At 50.6% G+C, this 21,152-nt stretch carries 20 protein-coding genes; 14 read left to right on the forward strand and 6 right to left on the reverse strand.

The window, feature by feature from the left end; translation table 11 throughout:
• Positions 1-11: 11 nt before the first annotated feature.
• The 3 genes from kdpB to A7975_RS17765 are packed head-to-tail and all read left to right on the forward strand — an operon-like array spanning position 12 to position 4,997.
• Entirely contained in the window at positions 12-2,045 is a 2,034-nt protein-coding gene (kdpB, locus tag A7975_RS17755) for a potassium-transporting ATPase subunit KdpB (RefSeq protein WP_065386005.1), read from the forward strand.
• Positions 2,046-2,074: 29 nt separating this feature from the next.
• Positions 2,075-2,683 (forward strand): potassium-transporting ATPase subunit KdpC, encoded by a 609-nt coding sequence (kdpC, locus tag A7975_RS17760; protein ID WP_065386006.1) that lies wholly within the window; start codon positions 2,075-2,077, stop codon positions 2,681-2,683.
• A 4-nt stretch (positions 2,684-2,687) separates the two neighbouring features.
• Positions 2,688-4,997, forward strand: coding sequence for a histidine kinase (locus A7975_RS17765; protein ID WP_065386007.1), 2,310 nt, complete (start codon positions 2,688-2,690; stop codon positions 4,995-4,997).
• A 96-nt stretch (positions 4,998-5,093) separates the two neighbouring features.
• On the opposite strand, the gene A7975_RS17770 is transcribed toward A7975_RS17765, so the two are convergent.
• Positions 5,094-5,417, reverse strand: a complete 324-nt coding sequence (locus A7975_RS17770; protein WP_065386008.1) for a winged helix-turn-helix transcriptional regulator — start codon at positions 5,415-5,417, stop codon at positions 5,094-5,096.
• 151 nt (positions 5,418-5,568) lie between these two features.
• On the opposite strand from A7975_RS17770, the gene A7975_RS17775 reads away from it, so the two are divergent.
• From A7975_RS17775 to A7975_RS17785, 3 genes are all read left to right on the forward strand, one after another.
• Entirely contained in the window at positions 5,569-6,333 is a 765-nt protein-coding gene (locus A7975_RS17775) for a DODA-type extradiol aromatic ring-opening family dioxygenase (RefSeq protein ID WP_065386009.1), read from the forward strand.
• Between the two features lie 31 nt (positions 6,334-6,364).
• A complete protein-coding gene (locus A7975_RS17780) occupies positions 6,365-7,111 on the forward strand; it encodes a GTP cyclohydrolase II (RefSeq protein ID WP_065386010.1) in 747 nt (248 codons plus the stop codon).
• A 374-nt stretch (positions 7,112-7,485) separates the two neighbouring features.
• Entirely contained in the window at positions 7,486-8,448 is a 963-nt protein-coding gene (locus A7975_RS17785) for an aldolase catalytic domain-containing protein (RefSeq protein WP_053374596.1), read from the forward strand.
• 68 nt (positions 8,449-8,516) lie between these two features.
• On the opposite strand, the gene A7975_RS17790 is transcribed toward A7975_RS17785, so the two are convergent.
• Positions 8,517-8,819 carry a hypothetical protein gene (locus A7975_RS17790; RefSeq protein ID WP_053374597.1) on the reverse strand — a complete coding sequence of 101 codons (303 nt, stop codon included), beginning with the start codon at positions 8,817-8,819 and terminating at the stop codon, positions 8,517-8,519.
• A 293-nt stretch (positions 8,820-9,112) separates the two neighbouring features.
• On the opposite strand from A7975_RS17790, the gene A7975_RS17795 reads away from it, so the two are divergent.
• A complete protein-coding gene (locus tag A7975_RS17795) occupies positions 9,113-10,291 on the forward strand; it encodes a vWA domain-containing protein (RefSeq protein WP_176707758.1) in 1,179 nt (392 codons plus the stop codon).
• A gap of 79 nt (positions 10,292-10,370) precedes the next feature.
• Here the strand turns inward: A7975_RS17795 and A7975_RS17800 are convergent, their stop codons facing one another.
• The 3 genes from A7975_RS17800 to A7975_RS17810 all read right to left on the reverse strand — a co-directional run bounded on the left by A7975_RS17800 (position 10,371) and on the right by A7975_RS17810 (position 15,024).
• Positions 10,371-11,750: a Glu/Leu/Phe/Val family dehydrogenase gene (locus A7975_RS17800; protein WP_065386012.1), complete on the reverse strand. Its 1,380-nt coding sequence runs from the start codon at positions 11,748-11,750 to the stop codon at positions 10,371-10,373.
• Between the two features lie 990 nt (positions 11,751-12,740).
• Positions 12,741-14,030 (reverse strand): glycoside hydrolase family 27 protein, encoded by a 1,290-nt coding sequence (locus A7975_RS17805; RefSeq protein WP_065386013.1) that lies wholly within the window; start codon positions 14,028-14,030, stop codon positions 12,741-12,743.
• A gap of 109 nt (positions 14,031-14,139) precedes the next feature.
• Positions 14,140-15,024, reverse strand: coding sequence for a helix-turn-helix transcriptional regulator (locus A7975_RS17810; RefSeq protein ID WP_065386014.1), 885 nt, complete (start codon positions 15,022-15,024; stop codon positions 14,140-14,142).
• Between the two features lie 98 nt (positions 15,025-15,122).
• On the opposite strand from A7975_RS17810, the gene A7975_RS17815 reads away from it, so the two are divergent.
• On the forward strand, positions 15,123-15,527 hold the full coding sequence (locus tag A7975_RS17815) for a gamma-glutamylcyclotransferase family protein (RefSeq protein ID WP_065386015.1): 405 nt from the start codon (positions 15,123-15,125) through the stop codon (positions 15,525-15,527).
• Positions 15,528-15,589: 62 nt separating this feature from the next.
• Here A7975_RS17815 and A7975_RS34245 read toward each other — a convergent pair whose 3' ends face one another.
• Positions 15,590-15,742, reverse strand: coding sequence for a hypothetical protein (locus A7975_RS34245; RefSeq protein ID WP_176707759.1), 153 nt, complete (start codon positions 15,740-15,742; stop codon positions 15,590-15,592).
• 171 nt (positions 15,743-15,913) lie between these two features.
• On the opposite strand from A7975_RS34245, the gene A7975_RS17820 reads away from it, so the two are divergent.
• The 6 genes from A7975_RS17820 to A7975_RS17845 all read left to right on the forward strand — a co-directional run bounded on the left by A7975_RS17820 (position 15,914) and on the right by A7975_RS17845 (position 21,149).
• Positions 15,914-17,332 (forward strand): copper resistance D family protein, encoded by a 1,419-nt coding sequence (locus A7975_RS17820; RefSeq protein ID WP_065386016.1) that lies wholly within the window; start codon positions 15,914-15,916, stop codon positions 17,330-17,332.
• 22 nt (positions 17,333-17,354) lie between these two features.
• Positions 17,355-18,212, forward strand: coding sequence for a sensor histidine kinase (locus A7975_RS17825; protein ID WP_053374604.1), 858 nt, complete (start codon positions 17,355-17,357; stop codon positions 18,210-18,212).
• Complete coding sequence (locus tag A7975_RS17830; RefSeq protein WP_053374605.1) at positions 18,209-18,913, forward strand: response regulator; 705 nt, start codon at positions 18,209-18,211, stop codon at positions 18,911-18,913. The genes A7975_RS17825 and A7975_RS17830 overlap by 4 nt, the downstream gene beginning before the upstream one ends.
• A gap of 133 nt (positions 18,914-19,046) precedes the next feature.
• Positions 19,047-19,514: an ATP-binding protein gene (locus tag A7975_RS17835; RefSeq protein ID WP_053374606.1), complete on the forward strand. Its 468-nt coding sequence runs from the start codon at positions 19,047-19,049 to the stop codon at positions 19,512-19,514.
• Positions 19,515-19,531: 17 nt separating this feature from the next.
• Positions 19,532-19,876 carry an STAS domain-containing protein gene (locus tag A7975_RS17840; RefSeq protein ID WP_053374607.1) on the forward strand — a complete coding sequence of 115 codons (345 nt, stop codon included), beginning with the start codon at positions 19,532-19,534 and terminating at the stop codon, positions 19,874-19,876.
• Positions 19,877-19,913: 37 nt separating this feature from the next.
• Positions 19,914-21,149 (forward strand): PP2C family protein-serine/threonine phosphatase, encoded by a 1,236-nt coding sequence (locus A7975_RS17845; RefSeq protein WP_065386017.1) that lies wholly within the window; start codon positions 19,914-19,916, stop codon positions 21,147-21,149.
• The last annotated feature ends 3 nt before the right edge of the window (positions 21,150-21,152 follow it).

Raw genomic sequence — 21,152 nt, forward strand, 5'->3', positions numbered from 1 at the left:
GGTGAACGATAATGAATAGCAATCAGAAGAAGAAGCTGCTGTCAGCGGATGCCGTAAAACGCGCTGTGCTTGATAGCTTTGTCAAATTGAATCCAGCTGTCATGATGAAAAACCCGGTTATGTTTGTCGTCGAGGCAGGTACGGTTATCGTGCTGCTGATGGCGGTTTTCCCGGCTTACTTTGATTCGCAGGAGCGAATCGGCTTTAATCTAACCGTATTTTTCATTTTGCTGTTTACGCTGCTGTTCGCCAATTTTGCCGAGGCAATTGCAGAGGGCAGGGGTAAAGCGCAAGCAAATTCGCTCAAGAAGTCCAAGCAGGAAATGAGCGCGAACAAGCTGCTTGGCGACTCTGTAACCGTCGTTTCATCGACGGAGCTGCGCAAGGGCGATATCGTCATCGTCTCCCAAGGCGAGATGATTCCCGGCGACGGCGAAGTCATTGAAGGCTTGGCTTCGGTCGATGAATCAGCTATTACGGGGGAATCAGCTCCTGTTATTAAAGAAGCGGGCGGCGATTTCAGCTCGGTGACGGGCGGAACAAGGGTCGTTAGCGACCGGATTAAGGTTCGGATGACGAGCGAGCCCGGCGAGTCATTCATCGACCGGATGATTGCGCTCGTTGAAGGCGCAAAACGTCAAAAGACACCAAACGAAATCGCGCTCAATACGCTGCTGACGAGCTTGACGATTATCTTTTTGATCGTCGTCGTAACGCTGCAGCCTATCGCTAAATATTTGGATATCCAATTAGAAATACCTGTATTGATCGCGTTGCTTGTGTGCTTGATACCAACGACGATTGGCGGTCTGCTATCCGCAATCGGGATTGCGGGCATGGACCGGGTTACACAGTTCAACGTGCTGGCGATGTCAGGCAAAGCCGTTGAAGCGGCAGGCGATATTAACACGATGATTTTGGATAAAACAGGTACGATTACATTCGGCAACCGGATGGCAAGCGAGCTTGTTCCCGTCGCAGGCAGCAGCATACAGACGCTTTCGAAATGGGCCGCGATCAGCTCGCTCAAGGATGAAACGCCAGAAGGAAGATCCGTGCTCGAATGGATGAAAAAGCAAGGCTTGAGCTATGATGCATCGCTAGCCGAAGGCGGCGAGTTTATAGATTTTAAGGCAGAAACAAGGATGAGCGGCATCGATTTGACGGATGGACGCCATGTTCGCAAAGGGTCTGTCGATGCCGTTCGCAAATGGGTATCGTCACAAGGAGGAACCATTCCCTCCGATCTGGAGCAAATTTCGAATACGATCGCCACTTTAGGCGGAACGCCGCTCGCTGTGGCGGTGGACAATGAAATATTTGGCGTTATTTATTTGAAGGACACCGTGAAGCCGGGGATGAAGGAACGGTTCGAGCAGCTTCGCGAGATGGGCATCAAAACGATTATGTGTACGGGCGACAATCCGCTGACGGCTGCTACAATCGCCCGTGAAGCGGGAGTCGATGATTTTATTGCCGAGAGCAAGCCCGAGGATAAAATTGCCGTCATTCGCCGCGAGCAAGCGGAAGGCAAGATGGTCGCTATGACAGGTGACGGCACGAACGATGCGCCTGCGCTGGCGCAAGCGGACGTTGGCCTTGCCATGAACAGCGGGACGATTGCCGCGAAGGAAGCGGCCAATATGGTGGATCTGGATTCCGATCCTTCCAAAATTATCGAGGTTGTTGCCATCGGCAAGCAATTGCTTATGACAAGAGGCGCGCTCACAACCTTTAGTATTGCGAATGACGTCGCCAAATATTTTGCGATTATCCCAGCGATGTTTATGCTTGCGATTCCGGAGATGGGCGTGCTCAATATTATGAATCTGGGCTCTCCGCTCTCTGCGATTTTGTCGGCGCTTATTTTTAACGCTATTATTATCCCCCTGCTTATCCCGCTTGCTATTAGAGGGGTAGCCTACAAGCCAATGAGCGGGGCAAGGCTGCTTAGCCGCAACGTATTCATTTATGGGCTAGGCGGCGTCATTGTTCCATTCATTGGAATTAAGCTAATTGATTATGCTGTACATTTGTGGATTTAATACGAAATAATGAAAGAAGGATTGAGAATATGAACGATCAAATAAAAAGCAGCTCGCGCTTTCCGTTATCGACCCTGTTGGTTCCTTTGCGAATAAGCGTATTGTTTATGATCCTTTGCGGTATTATTTATCCGTTAGTCAGCACGGGAGCAGCCCAGCTGCTGTTCCCGAAGCAAGCAAACGGCAGTCTTATTGAAGACAGCTCCGGGCAAGTGGTAGGCTCTGAGCTTATCGGTCAAAATTTCACTGATCCGAAGTGGTTCCAAGGACGGGTATCGAGCATTGAAAATAATGCAGCGAGCTCCGGCTCGAACAACTTTGGCCCATCGAATCCGGCTTTGTTGGAGAGAACGCAAGCCTCAATCGAGGCTTGGAAGGCGGAAAATCCCGATGTGCCTATCAGTCAGCTGCCGATTGCGCTGATTACAAATTCGGGCTCGGGACTTGATCCGCACATCACGCCGCAATCGGCAGATGTACAGATCGCCAGAATTAGCAAGCTCACGGGCGTGTCTGTATCCGAGCTTGAACAGTTGATCAAAGCGAACACGGAAGGTCGCGATTTAGGCGTGTTTGGCGATGAAAGGGTAAATGTGCTGAAGCTGAATTTAGCATTGTCTGCATTGCTGGGGGGATAGCCTTATGGCTCCGCTAAAGAGGAAGACGCCCGAGGAGCTTCTGCTCTCCATAGCGAAGCTGCATCAGGGACGATTGAAAATATTAATTGGCGCCGTGAGCGGCTCCGGCAAAACATACCATATGCTCCGTGAAGGATGCCAGCTGAAGCAAGACGGGATCGACGTGGTTCTTTGCGCGGCAACGCCGCTTCTGCATGCGGAAACGCTGGAGCAGGCCGGTTCGTTCGAGCGGGTGCCAAGCATCATTTGGCATAAGAATGGTGCCGAGCAGGAGGATCTGAATCTGGATGCGCTGCTTGCGCGAAATGCCGAGGTGGTGCTTGTTGACGGACTTGCTCACCGGAATCGAGAGGGTGCGCCGTTTAAGACGAGGCTGGAGGACGTGCTGCATCTGCTCAGCAAGGGCATAAGCGTCATTACGACGATCAACGTTTACGAGCTGGAGGGCGTGGACGAGATTGCTCTAAAATGGACCGGGATTCGCACGCCGTGCACCGTGCCTGCCCATACGCTTGAGCTTGCCGACGAGGTGAGGCTGATCGACGTCTCGCCCGAAACGATGCTCAAACGGTTTGAGGAGGGAGAACCGGGCTTGCACCCCGATCCGGCGATTGCGCTGCGCGGAAATCTGGCCGTGCTCCGCGAGCTGGCGCTGCGCCTTGTCGCCGAGGGCGTTAACGAATCGCTTGAGAAGCATCGCGAGGAGATGGGACTTACCGGTCCCTCAGGCGCGTCGGAGCGTATTCTGGTAACGGCGCAGTATCATTGGAATGGCTCTTTATACGTCCGAAGAGGACAGCAAATTGCGAGAAGGCTGAATGGGGATATCATAGTCGTCTCCTTTATCGATCCGGATAAAAAGTGGTCCAAGGAGGAGCAATCTTTTCGAGCTTCCATAAAAAAGCTGACGGCAAAGGTAGGCGGAATCTTCGAGGAGCAGCCGCTGCCAAGTCGGTGGAGCTTGCCAACCGCGCTTGTAAGGTATGCGGAGGCGCATCAGGTTACGCGAATCGTAATGGGGCACTCCAAGCAGAGCAGATGGCAGCAGCTTTGGCAAGGCTCGATTGTGGACAGCATGCTGCGCAAGCTTAACCGGATCGATTTGTTTCTAATGGCTGACCGCGCAGAGCATGAAGGCGAGCGGATTTTGCCGGTTAAGCAAAGGAGCGATTCGCGAAAAGCGTTGTTCCACAGGTTTAGCCAGCAGGAGCGCGAGGAGCAGATGGAGTCGATGCGCAGGGGGGATTTTACCCTCTACATCGGGGCAGCGCCGGGCGTTGGAAAAACCTACAGAATGCTGGCTGAAGCGAACATATTGTTTCGTAAGGGAATAGATGTCGTCATCGGTGTCGTGGAGACGCATGGACGCGAGGAAACGGCCGTTCAAATTGGCGAGCTGCCCGTTATCGAGCGGCAAACGATTAACTACCGGGAGACAACGCTTGTCGAAATGGACGTAGACGCGATTATTCGCAGAAACCCGGATGTTGTTTTGGTTGACGAGCTGGCTCATACGAATGTGCCGGGCAGTTTGCGAAAGAAGCGGTATGAGGATGTCATTCATTTGCTTGAGAAGGGCATATCCGTCGTGTCGACGATGAATGTGCAGCATATTGAAAGCTTGAACGATGCGATTGAGCAGGTAACCGGCGTCAGGGTTAGAGAGACGGTGCCGGATGCGATCATAAGGCTGGCTGACCAGGTGGAGTTAATTGACGTCACTCCGCAAATGCTGCAGCAGCGAATGCGCGAGGGCAAAATTTATGCGAAGGATAAAGTCGAGCAAGCGCTTGGCGCGTTTTTTACGACCGGCAACTTAATCGCGCTGCGTGAGCTTGCGCTTCGCGAGCTTGCTGATGATGTCGACGAGCGGCTTGAGGCTTGGGACCGCAATCAAACGCTGCGCGGCACCTTGCGCAGAAGAGAGGTTATATTCGTTGGCGTCGATATCCATGCTGATGCCGAGCGGCTTATACGCCGCGGCTTCCGTATCGCTTACCGCTTGAAGGCGCAGTGGCATGTGCATTATGTGGAGGATGGCGGCCCTTGGACAAGTGAAGCCATTCATAAACGGGATGCCTTAATGAAGCTGACAGAGCGGCTGGGCGGCGTATTCGAAATGTCCAAGGCGGAGAGCAGGAAACACATTGCAGGCACGCTGCTCACGGCTGCTAGCCGCGCGAAGGCTACACAGCTAATCGTCGGGCAATCGGGACGCAGGACATGGTATTCGATCCTCCGTGGCAATATCGTTCGCGAGCTGCTGCAGGCAGGGCGGCATATGGATGTGCTTATCGTGGCGAATCGCATGTAGGGCAACGGATATATAATGTAAAGATAAAACAAAGGGAATATCCCGTAAGCAGCAATTGCCGCTTACGGGATATTCCCTTTGTTCAATTCGAACCGATCAGGCTTCTGTAATAGGTTCTATCCAGTCCTGTGACCACACTTGTATTTCACGGATAATCGGCTCAAGCGCCCGGCCCTTCTCCGTTAACGAATATTCTATGCGAACAGGTATTTCGGGATAGACATGCCTGTTGACAATTCCTTCATTCTCTAAATCCTTGAATCTCTCCGAAAGCAGCCTGCCGCTGATCGGCAGCGCGGACTGAACGGCGCAGAAACGCTGCGGGCCAGACAAAAGCTGAAATACGATAAGGCCGGTCCAACGTTTGCTAATGATGTCCATTCCCTTTTGAAAACGGGGACAAAGGTTAGATTGTTCCATGCGCATCACCTCTTTTTACTTGCATTAAGTATAACCTCAATATCTTATTTATACAAGCACACCTGAATATTGTTAATTACTTGACTATCCTTAGTTATAAAACTATAATTAGTTACAAATAGTAAGTGATATGAAGGAGGCACAACCCTACATGAATCCCTTGTTTTTGGCACATGGATCACCGATGCTCGCTGTCGAGCAGAATGAATATAGTCAATTTCTTAAACAAACCGGAGCGGGCCTTGCGCCGGACGCTATCGTTATTTTTACCGCACACTGGGAGACCGAGGCGGTTACGATCTCATCCAAGGATGATGAATACGAAACGATTTATGACTTCTACGGCTTTCCGGATGAGCTGTACCAGGTTAAATACCCGGCTAAAGGCTCTACTAAGGTAGCTGCCCTTGTTGGCCAATTGCTTAGCGAAAATGGCATTCCCATTGCATATGATACAGAACGTGGACTAGATCATGGCTCGTGGACGATGCTAAAGCATATGTTTCCGAAGGCGGATATTCCAGTCGTTCAGGTTTCCGTTAACCCCTATCGCTCTATGCTGGAGCAATACAAGATTGGCGAAGCGCTGCGCAGCTTAAGCTCCCAAAATATTTTGCTGATTGGCAGCGGCGTTACCGTTCATAATTTGCGTGCGGTCAATTGGGGACAGAAGGAGCCGGAGAGCTGGGCGGTAGAGTTTGACGAGTGGCTTATAGAAAAAATGAATAAGCATGATATAAATTCACTATTCGAGTATGAACAGCTTGCTCCACATGCTAAAATGGCAGTACCTCGCGCTGAGCATTTTGTTCCATTATATATAGCGCTTGGAAGCGGCAATGCGGAAGCGGCGCCAAAAGTAATTTACCGAAGCTATCAATTCGGTACGTTAAGCTACTTATCGATGCAATTTTAATTTTATATTCTTTTAGAGAAGGTGAACAAACATGATTAAACCCAATATAGCAGCCATTATTAAAAACAAATTAAAGCGAACGCAAAGCGGAAATGACGACATTTATGTTATCGGGCCCGTTAAGCTGCCGGTTGAGCTGGACGGCGACACCAAAATGTTTCATTGGTACAGCTGGCTTCGCAAGGAGGCTGGCGAGGAGAAATCTCCCGAGCAGCTCGTCGAGGATTTGAATCGCTTCTCATACGCGGAGCTGCAGCAATCGAGCGTTCTCGTATACGGCGATTTTGAAAATAACGAGGATGCGCTCATTCGGATGCACAGCATCTGCCACACGGGCGATATTTTCGGGAGCGCGAGATGTGATTGCGGCTTTCAGCTCAAACAATCGATGCGCATGATTACCGAGCACGGCTCGGGCGCTTTATTTTACTTAGCGAATCATGAGGGCCGTGGCATTGGCTTGTTCAGCAAAGCGATCGCTTACTTGCTGCAAGAGGATGGCTTTGACACGGTAGACGCCAACATTGAGCTGGGCTTTGCGGACGATGCGCGTGATTATACCGATGCGATCGCCGTGCTGAAGCTGCTGCGCACGCTGCCGGTGTCGATCATTACGAATAATCCGCGCAAAGTGGACGCGCTGCGCAAAGCAGGCATGAACGTGGCAGGCAGAGTGCCGCTATGGGGCAATTCTTCCGTTTATAACGAGAAATATATTCAGACAAAAAAGAGTCGATCGGGCCATTTTGATCAAGAGCCTCGCACGCTTGTAAAATAACAAAATAAATAAGCAATCAAGCCGTTACTTGCGCAATGTCGCGGGGACGGTTTTTTTGTCGAGAACATTTTAGGAGGACGTATCGTCTATATTGCATAACCGATCATCATTCATAAGTAAGGTAAGGACGGATGAATGATGCAAAGGGATGGTCATACTAAACGAAGGGCAAGTTCAAGGACGCGCCAGAGAGGAAACCGTCCAAACGGAATATGTGAACAAATAGTTAAAAACAGTTCCGAGAAGGGCTGTAGGCAGAAGCGGAAAAGCTTTTAAAATAGCCATAAAACGACAAAATTATTTTGCGTTCCGGTTCCTTTTCAAGTATGATGAGAAAAAATGAACTCATGTTCAAATTAAAGGAGTTACAAAGCATGCAATCTAAAACGAGCCACTGTAAAATTGTTGACTGCACGATCCGCGATGGCGGACTCGTAAATAACTGGGATTTTAGTGTCGAGTTTGTTCAGCATTTGTACCAAAGCTTGAACGAAGCCGGCGTCGATTATATGGAAATCGGCTACAAAAACTCTCCAAAGCTGCTTAAAGGCGCAGAGAGTGCAGGGCCTTGGCGCTTCCTGAACGATGATTTCTTGAAAAAAGTTATTCCTAACAAAGGAAATACGAAGCTTTCTGCGCTTGTTGATATCGGCCGTGTTGATGAAAACGACATTTTGCCGCGCAGCGAGAGTTTGCTTGATCTGATCCGCGTAGCTTGCTACATCCAAGATGTAGACAAAGCGCTGGAGCTAGTTAAAGTATTCCACGATCGCGGTTACGAAACGACGCTGAACATTATGGCTCTCTCTAACGTAATGGAGAACCAGCTGATTGAAGCGTTCGAGCTCATCAACGAAAGCGTTGTTGACGTCGTATACGTTGTTGACTCCTACGGCAGCTTGAAGCCAAACGATATGAGCTACCTGGTAGACAAGTTCCGCCAGCACCTTCCGAACAAGCGTCTTGGCGTTCATGCGCACAACAACCTTCAGCTTGCTTTCGCCAATACGCTGCTCGCAGCAGAAAGAGGCGTTGAGCTTCTTGATGCTTCCGTTTACGGCATGGGCCGCGCAGCCGGCAACTGCAACACGGAGCTGCTTGTAGCTGAGCTTCAAAATACGAAATACAACATCCGTCCTGTACTCGATATGATCGAGAAGTACATGGTTCCCCTTCGCGAGAAGGAAGAATGGGGTTATATCATCCCTTACATGATTACAGGCATCTTGGATGAGCATCCTCGCTCCGCGATGGCGCTTCGCGACTCAGAAGACAAAGACAAGGGCGTTGAGTTCTACGACCGCCTTACAACGCCTGAGATCGCTCACGGCAAATAATAATAAATTAAAGGAAGCCCCGCACAATCTCGCAAGAGATTTGCCGGGCTTCCTTTATTTTGCCTCAATTATTGTTCAAGCAGCTCTCCGTCGCCTCGTACGGCTGCCGCTTGATGCGGCTCGTTTGGATGGAAATAACCTTTCCCCCGAAACGTTTGGCCGCTGCTGGCGATAGCTGTAAGCTCAATCCCAATATCCTCGCTTCTGCCAAACCTCGCCAATAGCTCACGGTCGCCTACGCCGTTTATATCTACGTACCATAGACGATCGCCATATTCGGTAACGCGGACAAGCTCGGCGGAAGTGAAGGATAGCTGTATCGTCTCCTGCTGATAGGTCATTTCAAATGCAATCAATTCGAATGTTTCCAAGGGTGAAGACCTCCTGTATAGAAGCTTAATGCAGTCGATTTTTTCGCTCGCGGCATGTCTGTTAACGATTGTAAGGGTAGCAGCTTATTTATGCAACATTCCAAAGGAAAATTTCGTCAGATTAGGAAACACAAAGATAAGGGGCTGAAGGAATGAAGGTGGGTCATTCTCTCAAAAAGTCAATTCGGCAAAAAAGGGGTTATAGCTGGATCGCCACTGTATTGCTTGTGATGTTTTTAGCGCTCAGCGCCTGCTCATCCGCCTCGAACGATGCGTCAAACAGGGGCAATAGCATGGCATCGGAAAGTGTAGGTAAAGGTTCCTCCAGCGATGAGTCGCCAGAAGCGGAAACCAGTACAGGCACCGATAAGGCGTTAATCGTAAAGCCTGAAAGAGAGAAAGAAGGCGGCAAGCGTGGCTATCAAAATCCGAATAAGGACGTGCAGGCAGGACAACTGACAGCTGGCGAATGGGATGATCTTGCGGCGTGGGAGAGGTTCGGCAATTTGCTTAATGCGCAAGAGGGCGATTATAGCAAGCAGGTATGGCAGTTCTGGAATTTTGACCGGCTGGAGGTTATCGTGACAGCTAACGGCAAGGCGGTATCGGATGCGACCGTGGAGCTGCTTGCCGGCAAGAAGGCGATATGGAAGGCGCGTACGAATACGGAGGGCAGAGCTTATGTATACGCAGGGCTGTTCGATCGGGATACCGCTAATTTAGGCGCATATACAGTAAAAGTACAGTCTGCCCAGGAAAGCAAAACGACGCAGCAGCTGGAAATTCCGGAGCAGGGCAGCATTAAGGTTGATTTAGGCAAGTCTGCCAAAGTATCGGATCAAGTAGACATTATGTTTGTGGTCGACACGACCGGTTCGATGGAGGATGAGCTGAACTATTTGACAGCAGAGCTTAAGGATGTTGTGAGACGCGTATCGGATGAGCATGCGAATCAGCTTGGCATTCGTCTTAGCGCCAATTTTTACAGGGATAAGCATGACGATTATATCGTAAAGCCGTATCCTTTTACGACGGATGTTAATAAAGTAACCGACCAGTTCAGCAAGCAAAAGGCAGAAGGCGGCGGTGACTTCCCTGAAGCTGTCGATCAGGCGCTGCGGGATGCGCTGCATGAGCATGAGTGGAGCAAGGAAGCGCGGGCTCGCTTGTTGTTCCTCGTGCTGGATGCTCCGCCGCATGATGATCCTCAAATTATTGACGAGATGAAGAAGCTTACGGAGGATGCGGCTGGGCAAGGAGTGCGGATCATTCCGGTAGCTTCGAGCGGCGTAGACGTGGAAACCGAATATTTGATGCGGTTCATGGCAACGGCGACAGGCGGCACCTATTTATTTTTGACTGACGATAGCGGCATCGGGAGCGAACATCTTGAACCGGCTGTAGGTGAGTATGAGGTAAAGCTGCTGAATGATCTGCTTGTGGAGGTTATTAACCGTTACGTGCAGGAGTAGGGCGTAAAATAGGAAAGGGCAATCCTTCAAGCAGCTTATCGCTGCCTGGGATTGCCCTTTTTTGCTCGGCTGCCGCTTATTAATAAAGCTTGCCTTGGCGGTAAAGCACGGTGGAGAGCTTCATGACGGCGTGATTGTAGCAGTTTTGGCGAAGCGGAAGGGGATCGCCGAAAAAGGCTGGCAAGATGCCGTTTAATGTTCGTTGCATTTTATCATAGAGCATCTTATAGACCTGCTCCTCGCTGAAAAACTGCGTTTCCCGTCCCTGCAGCCATTCAAAGTAGGAGACGATTACACCGCCGGCGTTAGCTAAAATATCCGGGATAATAATCGTTCCCTTAGCCGTCAGTACCTCGTCCGCTTCACCGGTGACAGGAGCATTCGCGCCTTCAACGACGATGGGCGCTTTTACACGCTCGACATTGTCTTTATGGATTTGCTCCTCCAGCGCCGCAAGAATAAGCACATCAACGTCCAAGTAGAGCACTTCCTCGCGGCCGAGAACTTGCGCTTTTAGGTCGAGCTCTGCTAGTGCAGCCTCGGTTACAGGCAAGTCTCCCTGATGCTGCACCGCATACTCGAGCAAAGCTGGAATCGACAGTCCGTCTGGATTGTAGAGCGTGACGTTCCGGTCGCTTACGGCAACTACTTTATTGTGCAAATAAGAGCATTTATATGCTTCCAGCGCTGCGACGGAGCCTACGTTGCCGAAGCCTTGCACCGCGATCGACAGCGGCTTGTCCGCATGCGCGAGCGCGGTTTGCACGAACGGATTCGTGCTGCCTGCTAGCCAGCTGCTTTGCGCCTTAAGGAAATCATGCAGCATATAGCGGAAGGTGAAATAGACGCCCTTGCCGGTTGCTTCTCTGCGGCCAAGCGAGCCGCCGTTGATGACGCTTTTGCCGGTAAAGCTGCCGAGGTAGGGGTGGCCGGGATGAATGCTTTTGTATTCAGCCATCATCCAGTCCATTTCGCGCTCGCCGGTGCCCATGTCAGGAGCTGGAATGTCCTTGTCCGGACCCAGCACGTCGCTGAAGTACTGCACATATTTTTTGCAAATGAGATAAAGCTCTTTCGCAGAATAAGAACGTGGATTGATGATGACACCGCCCTTGCCTCCGCCAAAAGGCACTTCGTGCAGGGCGTTTTTGAGCGTCATCAGCGCCGCTAGATTCGTTACCTCATCTTCGCTTACCGATTCGTGGAACCGGATGCCGCCTTTATAAGGCCCGAGTGTATCGTTATGTTGAATCCGATAGGCCGGAATGCGCACGACGTCGCCGTTGTCGACCGTTATCCGCAAAAAGGCTTTATGTACTTTGTTAGGTGTAGATAGAATGGCGGCAAGAGAAAGAAAGGCTTGCTCGCGTGCTTGGTTCTGCAAATTTGGTAAAAAAGCGTTGTCACCCATTAAAGCATTTAAGGATTGCTGTACGATGGCTCCTGTTTGGCTTGCCATAACTAAACGACCTCCTCTGTGTTTTGGAATGAGATGAAACTTCCCAAGCGAGGTGTCCATTTGCCCAGCGGCAAAAGCTAGACCCTTCACGCGCTTGAACACTAACTGTAACATATTGGAACGGGTAAACCAAAACTTAGGGGGACGAGAGGGCGGAGAGTTCTCGGGAAAGTACGGAAAAAAGGTGGTTTCACCGGGCAATTTGAGTATGTCTGCGGCAGCGGGGACGGTGGACAAGTAACATTGCTAGGTTTGTCACCCCTGCCGAAGCAAGGGTACCAACGGCAGGTTTGTTAGATAAAGTTCAAAGTTACGTAGGCTGGAGTAAGTTTTGTTGGATTAACAGGAAAATCTCCCGCTAATTTCGCCGAAAGAAGCTCATCCGACCAAATAGCTGGAAAACCTCCTGTTAATTTTCCGCGAAACGCCTAGCTGGTGAGAAATACGAGAAATTAGCAGGAGAATTTCCATGTAAATGCAGAAAAAGACGGTTCAGAGGTCAATTTAGCGGGAGGAATTCCCGTTAAATGAGTCTATCTGTGCAGTCTCTTGGCGGGAATGTAGCTGCGGCTGCGCGGACGTTGGACAAGTAACATTGCTAGGTTTGTCACCCCTGCCGAAGCAGGGGGACCAACGGCAGGTTTGTTAGATAAAGTTCAAAGTTACGTAGGCTGGAGTAAGTTTTGTTGGATTAACAGGAAAACCTCCCGCTAATTTCGCCGAAAGAAGCTCATCCGACCAAATAGCTGGAAAACCTCCTGTTAATTTTCCGCGAAACGTCTAGCTGGTGAGAAATACGAGAAATTAGCAGGAGAATTTCCATGTAAATGCAGAAAAAGACGGTTCAGAGGTCAATTTAGCGGGAGGAATTCCAGTTAAATGAATTTGTCTGCGCAGTCCCTAGGCGACGAATGCGGCTGCGCAGAAGTTGGACAAGTAACATTCCTAGGCGTGCAAACCCAAATATACAGGTTAGTTAAGCCCCAACTATTACGTTAGTTTAAGAAGAAGCGAGCCGTGAGGAGGCAGCGAGAAGGACAGTTCGTTTAATGTGCCGAGCTCCTTGCGTGCCCAAAGGCTGCGCACTTGCGGAGCTGCGGTTAAGCCAAGCTGGCATAGCGTGACCGTAACGGTATCCGGTTGCTCCCCCGCGTTAAATAACGCCACGTAAAGCGCGCCTTCCTCGTCACGGGAGGTCCAAGCAATACGTTCCTGCTCCCGGAAAAGCTGGCTTGCGCCGCGGCCGCCGCGGTGCAGTGCCAGCACCTCTTCGTTTGTAAGCAGCGACAGTGTCCACTCGTCGTTATCGCGCATTTCGCCGCCGAACATAAGCGGCGAGCGGAAAATCGCCCACAGCGACATCATCGTCACCTGCTCGTCCCGCGTAAATCTTGTCCAGCGATCGCTGCCTCCGCCGTCGACGGAGCGTATGCCAAGGTGGCCGAGCGGCAGCATGTCGCAATCCGGCCAAGCCCCTTCCGCAACATGCGGAGCCCACTTTTCGCAACGCTCGAACATCTCGTGCAGCAGATGCCATAGATCCCAATAATCATCGGTCATCCGCCACATATTCGCATGAGCAGTCAGCGCCTCCGCATGCTCCAAGGGAGCCGGCCCAGGCGAGAGGCTGAGCACCATCGGCCTGCCGCATTGCTCGATGGCGTTATGGATCAATTTGATCTCGTCCAAATGTATGCCGTAAATTCTAGATGCCGCGATATCATCTACTTTGACGAAATCCACACCCCAAGAAGCGTACAGCTCGAACAAGGAATTGTAATATTGCTGCGCGCCATCCTTGGCTGCATCAACCCCATACATATCCGTATTCCACGGACAGATCGAGTTTGGATGAGCGATCGAGCGCGCTGTCGCATTCGTTCCTAGGATAGAGGTATCTGCATGGACCGCTTGGCGCGGTATGCCGCGCATAATATGGATGCCGAATTTGAGTCCCAGCGCATGCACGTAATCCGCAAGCGGCTTAAAGCCTTGTCCCCCGGCCGCGGACGGAAAACGGTTCGTTGCAGGCATCAGACGGGAGTACTCATCTATTTCGAGCGGTACGAAAGGACGGTACTGCGAGGAGTTAGCGCCTGGCTCATACCACTGGATATCGACTACGACGTATTCCCAGCCAAATGCTTTCAAATGCTCGGCCATATAATCCGCGTTCCCCCGCACCTCATCTTCTCTAACACTGGCGCCGTAGCAATCCCAGCTGTTCCAGCCCATTGGCGGCACAGCGGCAAATTGATGGTGCTTGGATGGTGTAGTCATATTATTTCGTCCTCTCTTATCGTAATATTGCTTTATGCGATAATCGTAAAACGAAACGTTAGTCAGTGACTAGCACAATATATTGCGATCATATGTAAAATATTGCTCTCTAATCGAATTGTAGACGGTCGATGGATGGAAGCTCCTTTGCTAACCGGAAATCGGCAGGAGGGAAGCCGACCCGGCTTCGGAACACTTTGCTGAAATAGCTGCCGCTCGCATAACCCACAGCATAGGCAATCTCCTCCACCGAGAGAGAGCTGCTCCGAAGCAGCCGGACGGCTTTTTCGATTCTAAGCTTCGTCACATAATCCATTGGGGATATCCCGGTCGTCTGAGTGAACATTCTCGTAAAATAATACTTAGACAGCCCGGCTGCTCCGGCTACATCGTCCAAGCTTTGCAGCCGGTGAAACTCAGCTTCCATAAAAGCGGCTGATTGCTTGATTGGCTGCGGCCAATTCGCCTTCTCCTTCTGCTGCGCCGTGCTCGATTGAAGCAGCTCCATCAAAAATCCATAAATAAGCGAAGAAGCTTGATAGCTGCTTCGTATACGGTTGCTGCGCGCCTCCGCATATAGGCTCTGCAGCGTGCGAACGACGGCGCTCGATGGCTCGAATGCCGGTGTGACGCCAACGGCTTGAAGCAGCTCATTCCATAGCGCATGCAAATGCTGCTGGCGGAATAATACAAAGTAAAAAGACCAATGGTCGCTTGCGCGCGGCAAGCAATAATGATGGTCGCCCGGAATTTCTGCCAAAAAAGCGGTTCCGGCATGAATCTCATGCGTTTGCTCGCCAAGCCTGAAATGGCCGAAGCCGGATACGGTATACTGGAACAAATAAAGCGGGCCGTCGATCCTTTTCATGCCATCCCAATAATAATCTTGCTCTGTCACTTCTTGATAACCCGTGGCAAACAGCTGATAAATCGGAAGCTCCGGCGGATCTTGAAAACGGTAGCCATAAACGCCGTAAGGCTGCTGCGTCGCCATGCGCAAAAAACACCTCCATAAGAGAATGGTCCATATACGCCTTTCATTTAACTAATCTTTATAATAGCCATTCATTTTAATAGGAAAGGGGCAAAAGCATGACAAAGCTAATATCCGTGTTTATATACGGCACTTTACTTCCCGGGCACAGCAACCACCATGTCGTATCAAGCTTTGTCCATACTTATAGTACGGGTCAAATTTCCGGCAGGCTAGTGGATTGCGGTGCTTATCCGGCAGCCGTTCGAGATGCATTGGCGAGTCAGCGCAATAGTATTATACGCGGTCAGTGGATTACCGTCGATAGAGCCGGTCTGGCTTCCATGGATGCGCTTGAGGAATTTTATGGCATCGAGGAGCAAAATGATTATGAACGAGTTTGGGTAACGGATGCCCAAAAGGACAATGTGTCGGGCTGGGTGTACGTATGGGGTACGAGCAGAGGTTGCCTACCTATTGAGGAGGAGTATTGGCCGGATTTTCTCGCACGAAAAATACAATAAAGAAAGGCATGCTCCCTCTCCGCATACTTGCTGGGAACATGCCTTTCTTTTTTAAAATAAAGCTAGCCCTTGTCTTCTTCGTTCTCAGCGGCATAAGCGATAAGCGCGACATCCGAGCCATAGGCTTCAGTCAATTGCTGCTCCAGCTTGCGGATAGCATCCAGCGCATCGCTTTGACTATTCAGCTCGGCGATCCGATAATCCTTGTCCATCATGGTCATTCCCTCCCCTTCTGCTGCGGTTTTATTTGTAGAATGGGCTTTAAAGCATATTGCTATACGCGATAACTTAATTTGCGAGGCTTTATTTGCTCGATTTTATGGAATTGTTCTTTTGGCATGGGTCTAGTACACTAGAGCTGAATGACATAAAGGGATGTGACATCATTGGATAATATTCGACTTCGAACTAACGCAAATCTAACCACATACTTTAAGCGCATTAATTACTTATCGTACTTAGCGTTTGGGATGCTGGTTCTCTTTCTCACGTTATTCTCTTCCCTTTTGATCCCGCCGCAGCAAGCGCTCGCGCAGCCGGCTGCCAGTCAGACCTCTTTTGATCCGCATAAGCAGGTTGGCCACAATCATTCGGAATCGGCCGCGATAGAAGAGGGGATTACGGTACAGCAGGTTTTATTTTTTGTGGTTCGAGCTGTTTATTATTTCGCATTTATGCTGGCAGCCGGCTTTATGCTGTGGTCCATCGCGTTTGCGGACCAAACAAGCGACACTGCGCGCAAGCTGGCGAACAAATGGGGGATTTACACGCTGAGAGGACTGCTGCTTGCTGTCCTTGTATTCGTATTCGTCCATGTTAGCTATTTGTTGAAAGGCTATGAAGGCGGCGACCAAAGCGAATGGATTCGCTTGCTTACGGAAACGGCGACCGGGCAATCATGGCTTGCTTTAATCGTGCTTTCGCTGCTTGGGTTTGTCGTTCTGAAATTAAATGATTCTTTCAAAATCATATGGGCACTGCTGCTTGCAGCGACGGAGAGCTTTAACGGACATGTGAATGCGCTCCCGAACAATACGTTTGCTATCGTGCTCGATTTTATACATATCGCAAGCTCTGCCCTCTGGGCAGGCGGCTTGCTGCTTCTGCTTTTGTTCTGGCGGACTGACCGCAAGGAAGCTGGAAGATTTGCGGAACGTTTTACGAAAATAGCGTGGCTGACCATCTTGCTGCTTACGGTGAGCGGAACGCTGATGACGGTGCTTCTTCTGCCGTCATGGCGTTATTTGTATTATACGAATTGGGGCCTTATGCTGCTTGCCAAAGCGGTATTGGTTCTGTTCATCGGATGCGCTGGATTTCTGCTGCATAGGCGAGCAAAGCATGGGAGGCTGCCAAGCGGCAAGCTGCTGAAGCTGGACGGGCTATTAATGGGCACGGTGCTGATTATCGTAAGTGTTTTTACATACGTTAGTCCTATTCCCGATACTGAGCCGTTTTCTTATCATCAAATGGGCGAGAAGATGCATTACACGATTGGGATTACGCCAAACGGACCCGGGCCTAACCGCATTTCGCTGAAGGTATGGCTGCCAGAGCAGCTTGGTGCTCCAACCTCCGTTCAACTGCTTCTGAGATCAATAGATCATCCGCAGCGCAAGGCGATAGAGGTGCATTTATTAGGAGACAACGGCGAGGATTTTTTATCCTTCCCGGGTTTTATTGAGACGGATTATGCTGCGAGCAAGGTTGAGCTGCCAACGCGCGGCGAATGGACGGCAGAGCTTATCGTTACGGATCAGAGCGGCGCGGAAACGAAGCATCTCATCCCATTCCGCAATGATTAATGAGAGTTAGGAGGAGTAGGTCATGTCTTATAAATGGTTAAAATGGCTCATCCTCTGGATTCCGACCGTCGCGATTGGCTTGTGGGAATATTTGCGCCACTCGCTCCTGCTTCCGTTTATTTCGATGGAGCTGGGCAATTTGCTTGCGCCAGTATTCGTGTTTCTCCTTACGCTTACGCTGCTGCGGGCGCTGTTTGCGAGGCTTGAGCAGATGCAGGAGACGCTGCAGCGTGAGCGAATTGTTAAGGCTGCGTTCGAGGAGAGGGAGCAGCTTGCGCGCGAGCTTCATGACGGCATCTCGCAATCGCTGTTTATGCTCTCGGTTAAGCTGGACAAGCTGGAGCGGGTGCAGACTGATGCGGATGCGCAGCAGACGACGGATCAGATTAGAAGGACGGTACGGCATGTCTATGATGACGTGAGGCAGTCGATCGCTAATTTGCACAATTCCCCTCTTCCCGTGGATGTGTCTTGGATGCAGAGCATTCATCATTTAACGGAAGAAATGGAGCAGACATGCGGCATACAAACGACGGTGAACTGGCAAGTGCAGGATGGTCTGCTCACTTATAAGCAGAAGGTAGAGCTGCTTGCCATTATGCGCGAAGCGCTTATGAACGTGCAGAAGCACGCGAATGCAAAACATATCGTTATTCAAGGCGAAGGCAAGATCAGCCCTGACGGGAAGAAAAGCAGCTTCCGCTGCTCCATTCATGATGATGGCATAGGCGCAGCCGAGGAGAAGCTTTTTGAAAAAGGAAAATACGGCGTCAGAATGATGCTCGATCGGGCGGAGGCCATGGGCTGGAGCGTGACGCTGCAGCAAGCGGAGCCGCAAGGCACTCTAGTCGAAATTAACGGTAGGAGCGAATCCAAATGACAGGGCAAACGGCTCAGGTACGTGTTTTTTTGGTAGACGATCATCCCCATGGAAGAGAAGGCATGCGCGATATTGTGATGAGCGATAACTCTTTTGACGTGGTAGGGGAAGCCGACAGCGGGGAAGCGGCGATAGCTGACATTCAACAATTAAAGCCTGATTTGGTGCTCATGGATATTAATATGCCGGGCATGGGCGGTCTTGAAGCGACGCAGCGGCTGAAGCTTCTTATGCCATCGCTCAAGATTGTAATGGTTACGGTATCGGATGATATCACGCATCTATTTGAAGCCATCAAGCGCGGAGCACAGGGCTATCTGCTCAAAAATTTAGCGCCATCCGCTTGGATGGAATATTTGCGCGCGATTTCGCTGGATGAAGCGCCGATGTCGAAGGAGCTGGCCTTCCGCTTGCTTCAGGAGTTCTCGGCAAGCAAGCCGCAGGAGGCGAAGCGGCCTACAAGCAAATTACAATCGCTGCATAAGGATGCCGACGTGATCACGACTCCGCTGACCGAACGGGAGAAAGAGGTGCTTGAGAGGGTTGCGACGGGAGCGTCTAACCGCGAGATCGCAGGCGAGCTTTGCCTATCCGAGCATACGGTCAAAAACCACCTCAAAAACATTTTGCAAAAGCTACATCTCGATAATCGGGTGCAATTGACACGATACGCCTTTGAGCAAGGCATTGTCGAACCTTAAAAGAGCATGTCGAAGCGGCATTTGAATCTATTCGACAGGATCAGCAGGATTCGTACAAATTTCGTAGAACTACTAGATTTGTAACCTATGAGCCTCAGAGCGGACAAGTCAGATTCAAATTGGGGGGTAGTGAATGTCTAAAGATTGGCAATTTCCCATCGATCGTGAAATAAAGCTTTGCAATCGCATAGATGAGCTTCAGCGCTTGAATGAAGGGCTCGAAGAAATCGGAGCTGAAGTTGGCTGGACGGAGCGCACGGTTCTTGATCTGTCTCTGGCCTGTGAGGAACTTGTCGTCAATATCGTAAATTACGGCTTCCCATCAGGAGGAGAGCATCATATTGCCGTCTTGATCCAAGCGTCTCCGAGCAGTGTCGAAGTGAAAATAGAAGACGGAGGAGTACCCTTTAACCCATTGCAGGAAGCGGATCCGCTGGCGCTGCTAGAGCTTGAGCTGGAGGATCGTCCAATCGGGGGATTGGGTATTTTTTTTGTCAAACGATTAATGGACGACATTCATTATGAATATGCGGGAGGCCTTAATCGCTTTCGCATGCGCAAGCATTTTGGCTTTAAGGAAGATAATGACGATCACGGGTAAGCGGGAGGATAAATAGAATGAATATACAAGCAATAGAACAAAACGGCGTAACGATTATTCCGTTAGAGGGAAGATTGGACGGCAACAATGCGACGGTGGCGGAACAAGCCTTCCTGGCGCTTTTTGCCGAGGGAAAGCAGCAGTTTATATTTGATTTCACTAGTCTGCAATACATAAGCAGCGCGGGGCTTCGCGTTATTCTCGTGGCAGCTAAGAAGCTTAGAGCCTCCAAAGGCCGCATGGTATGCGCATGCTTAGGAGAGCAAGTGTACGATGTGTTCGAAATGTCCGGCTTTACGACGATTTTGGAAATGGCGGCAACGCGTGAAGAGGCGTTCGAGAAATTAGGAGCAAACGCATAATGACTTTTCAGCTGATGCTAGAAAGGCGGTACCGATCTTGTCCGTAATCTATTTAATTATCGGTGCAGCGAGCCTCGGTGCAGCGGCATATTTGTTCATCCACAACCGTCGTCTTGCCGCTAAGCTAAAGCGTGCGGAGATGCTGTTTGATTTGAGTGCGCAGGTCCACTCCTCGCTTCATAAGCCTGAGCTTCTAAACTCGGTGAACGAAGCGGCTAAGAGGCTGGTTTTTGCCGAGGAGGCAGCCGTCGGGCTTGCAGATGACGGCGACGATGCTCTGGGACAAAATAGAATGCTAGAGGCGCGCGCCATAAGCGGCAGAGCGCAAGGCGAAACCGTCACCGTCCCCATGATTGCGAGAGGCCGCACGGTTGGCGTCCTGCAAGCTGCCGGGAAGAGCGGAGGAACGCCGTTCAGCGATTCCGATATCGAGACGCTGACCAAATTCGCGGGACCGCTGGCGCTGGCGCTTGATAACGCGAGGCTCTACGAAGCGCTTGAGGAATCGGTTAACGAGCTGCAAATCGCAACGGCGCTCAAGGACCGCTTGGAGAATGAGCTCCAGATCGCAGGAAGCATCCAGTTGAGCTTCCTTCCAACAACGATGCCCTCCGCGAATGAGCCCTTTGATGTCTGTGCGCTGCTGAAATCAGCGAAAGAAGTAGGGGGCGACTTCTATAACTTTTTCAAAATCGATGAGGAGCATCTGTTTTTTACGCTTGGGGACGTATCGGATAAAGGGATTCCGGCTGCGTTGTTTATGGCGATGACGCTATCGTTAATCAAAGGGAAAATGAATTCGAACCTATCGCCGGGCGAGCTCTTGGAGAAGGTGAACGACGAGCTTTGCACGGATAATGCGCAGCTGTTTGCGACGATCGTATGCGGCGTGCTGAATATTTCGACTGGAGAAGTCGTATTGAGCGATGGCGGGCATTGCACCCCTTATATTGTGAAGGCGGATGGAACGGTGCTTCCGATTAAGCTGCCGAAGGGCATTCCGCTAGGCTCCTTCCCTGAATTTACCTATAGAGACCAAACGATCGCTTTAGACCGCGGCGACCGTTTCGTCCTTTATACCGATGGCATTACCGAAGCGGAGAACGCGCTTCAGGAGCAATATTCAACGAATCGTTTACAGCAGTTTTTATCACAGACGTCGGGCTACTCCAGCGCCGAAATTATTGATGCGCTGTTAATGGATGTCTTTATGTTCGCGGACGGAGCGCCTCAATCCGACGACATTGCGGTTCTCTGCCTCATGCGCCGCTAAGCG

Origin of the sequence: Bacillus sp. FJAT-26390 (assembly GCF_001682865.1) — a bacterium.
Classification (GTDB): Bacteria; Bacillota; Bacilli; order Paenibacillales; family Paenibacillaceae; genus Pristimantibacillus.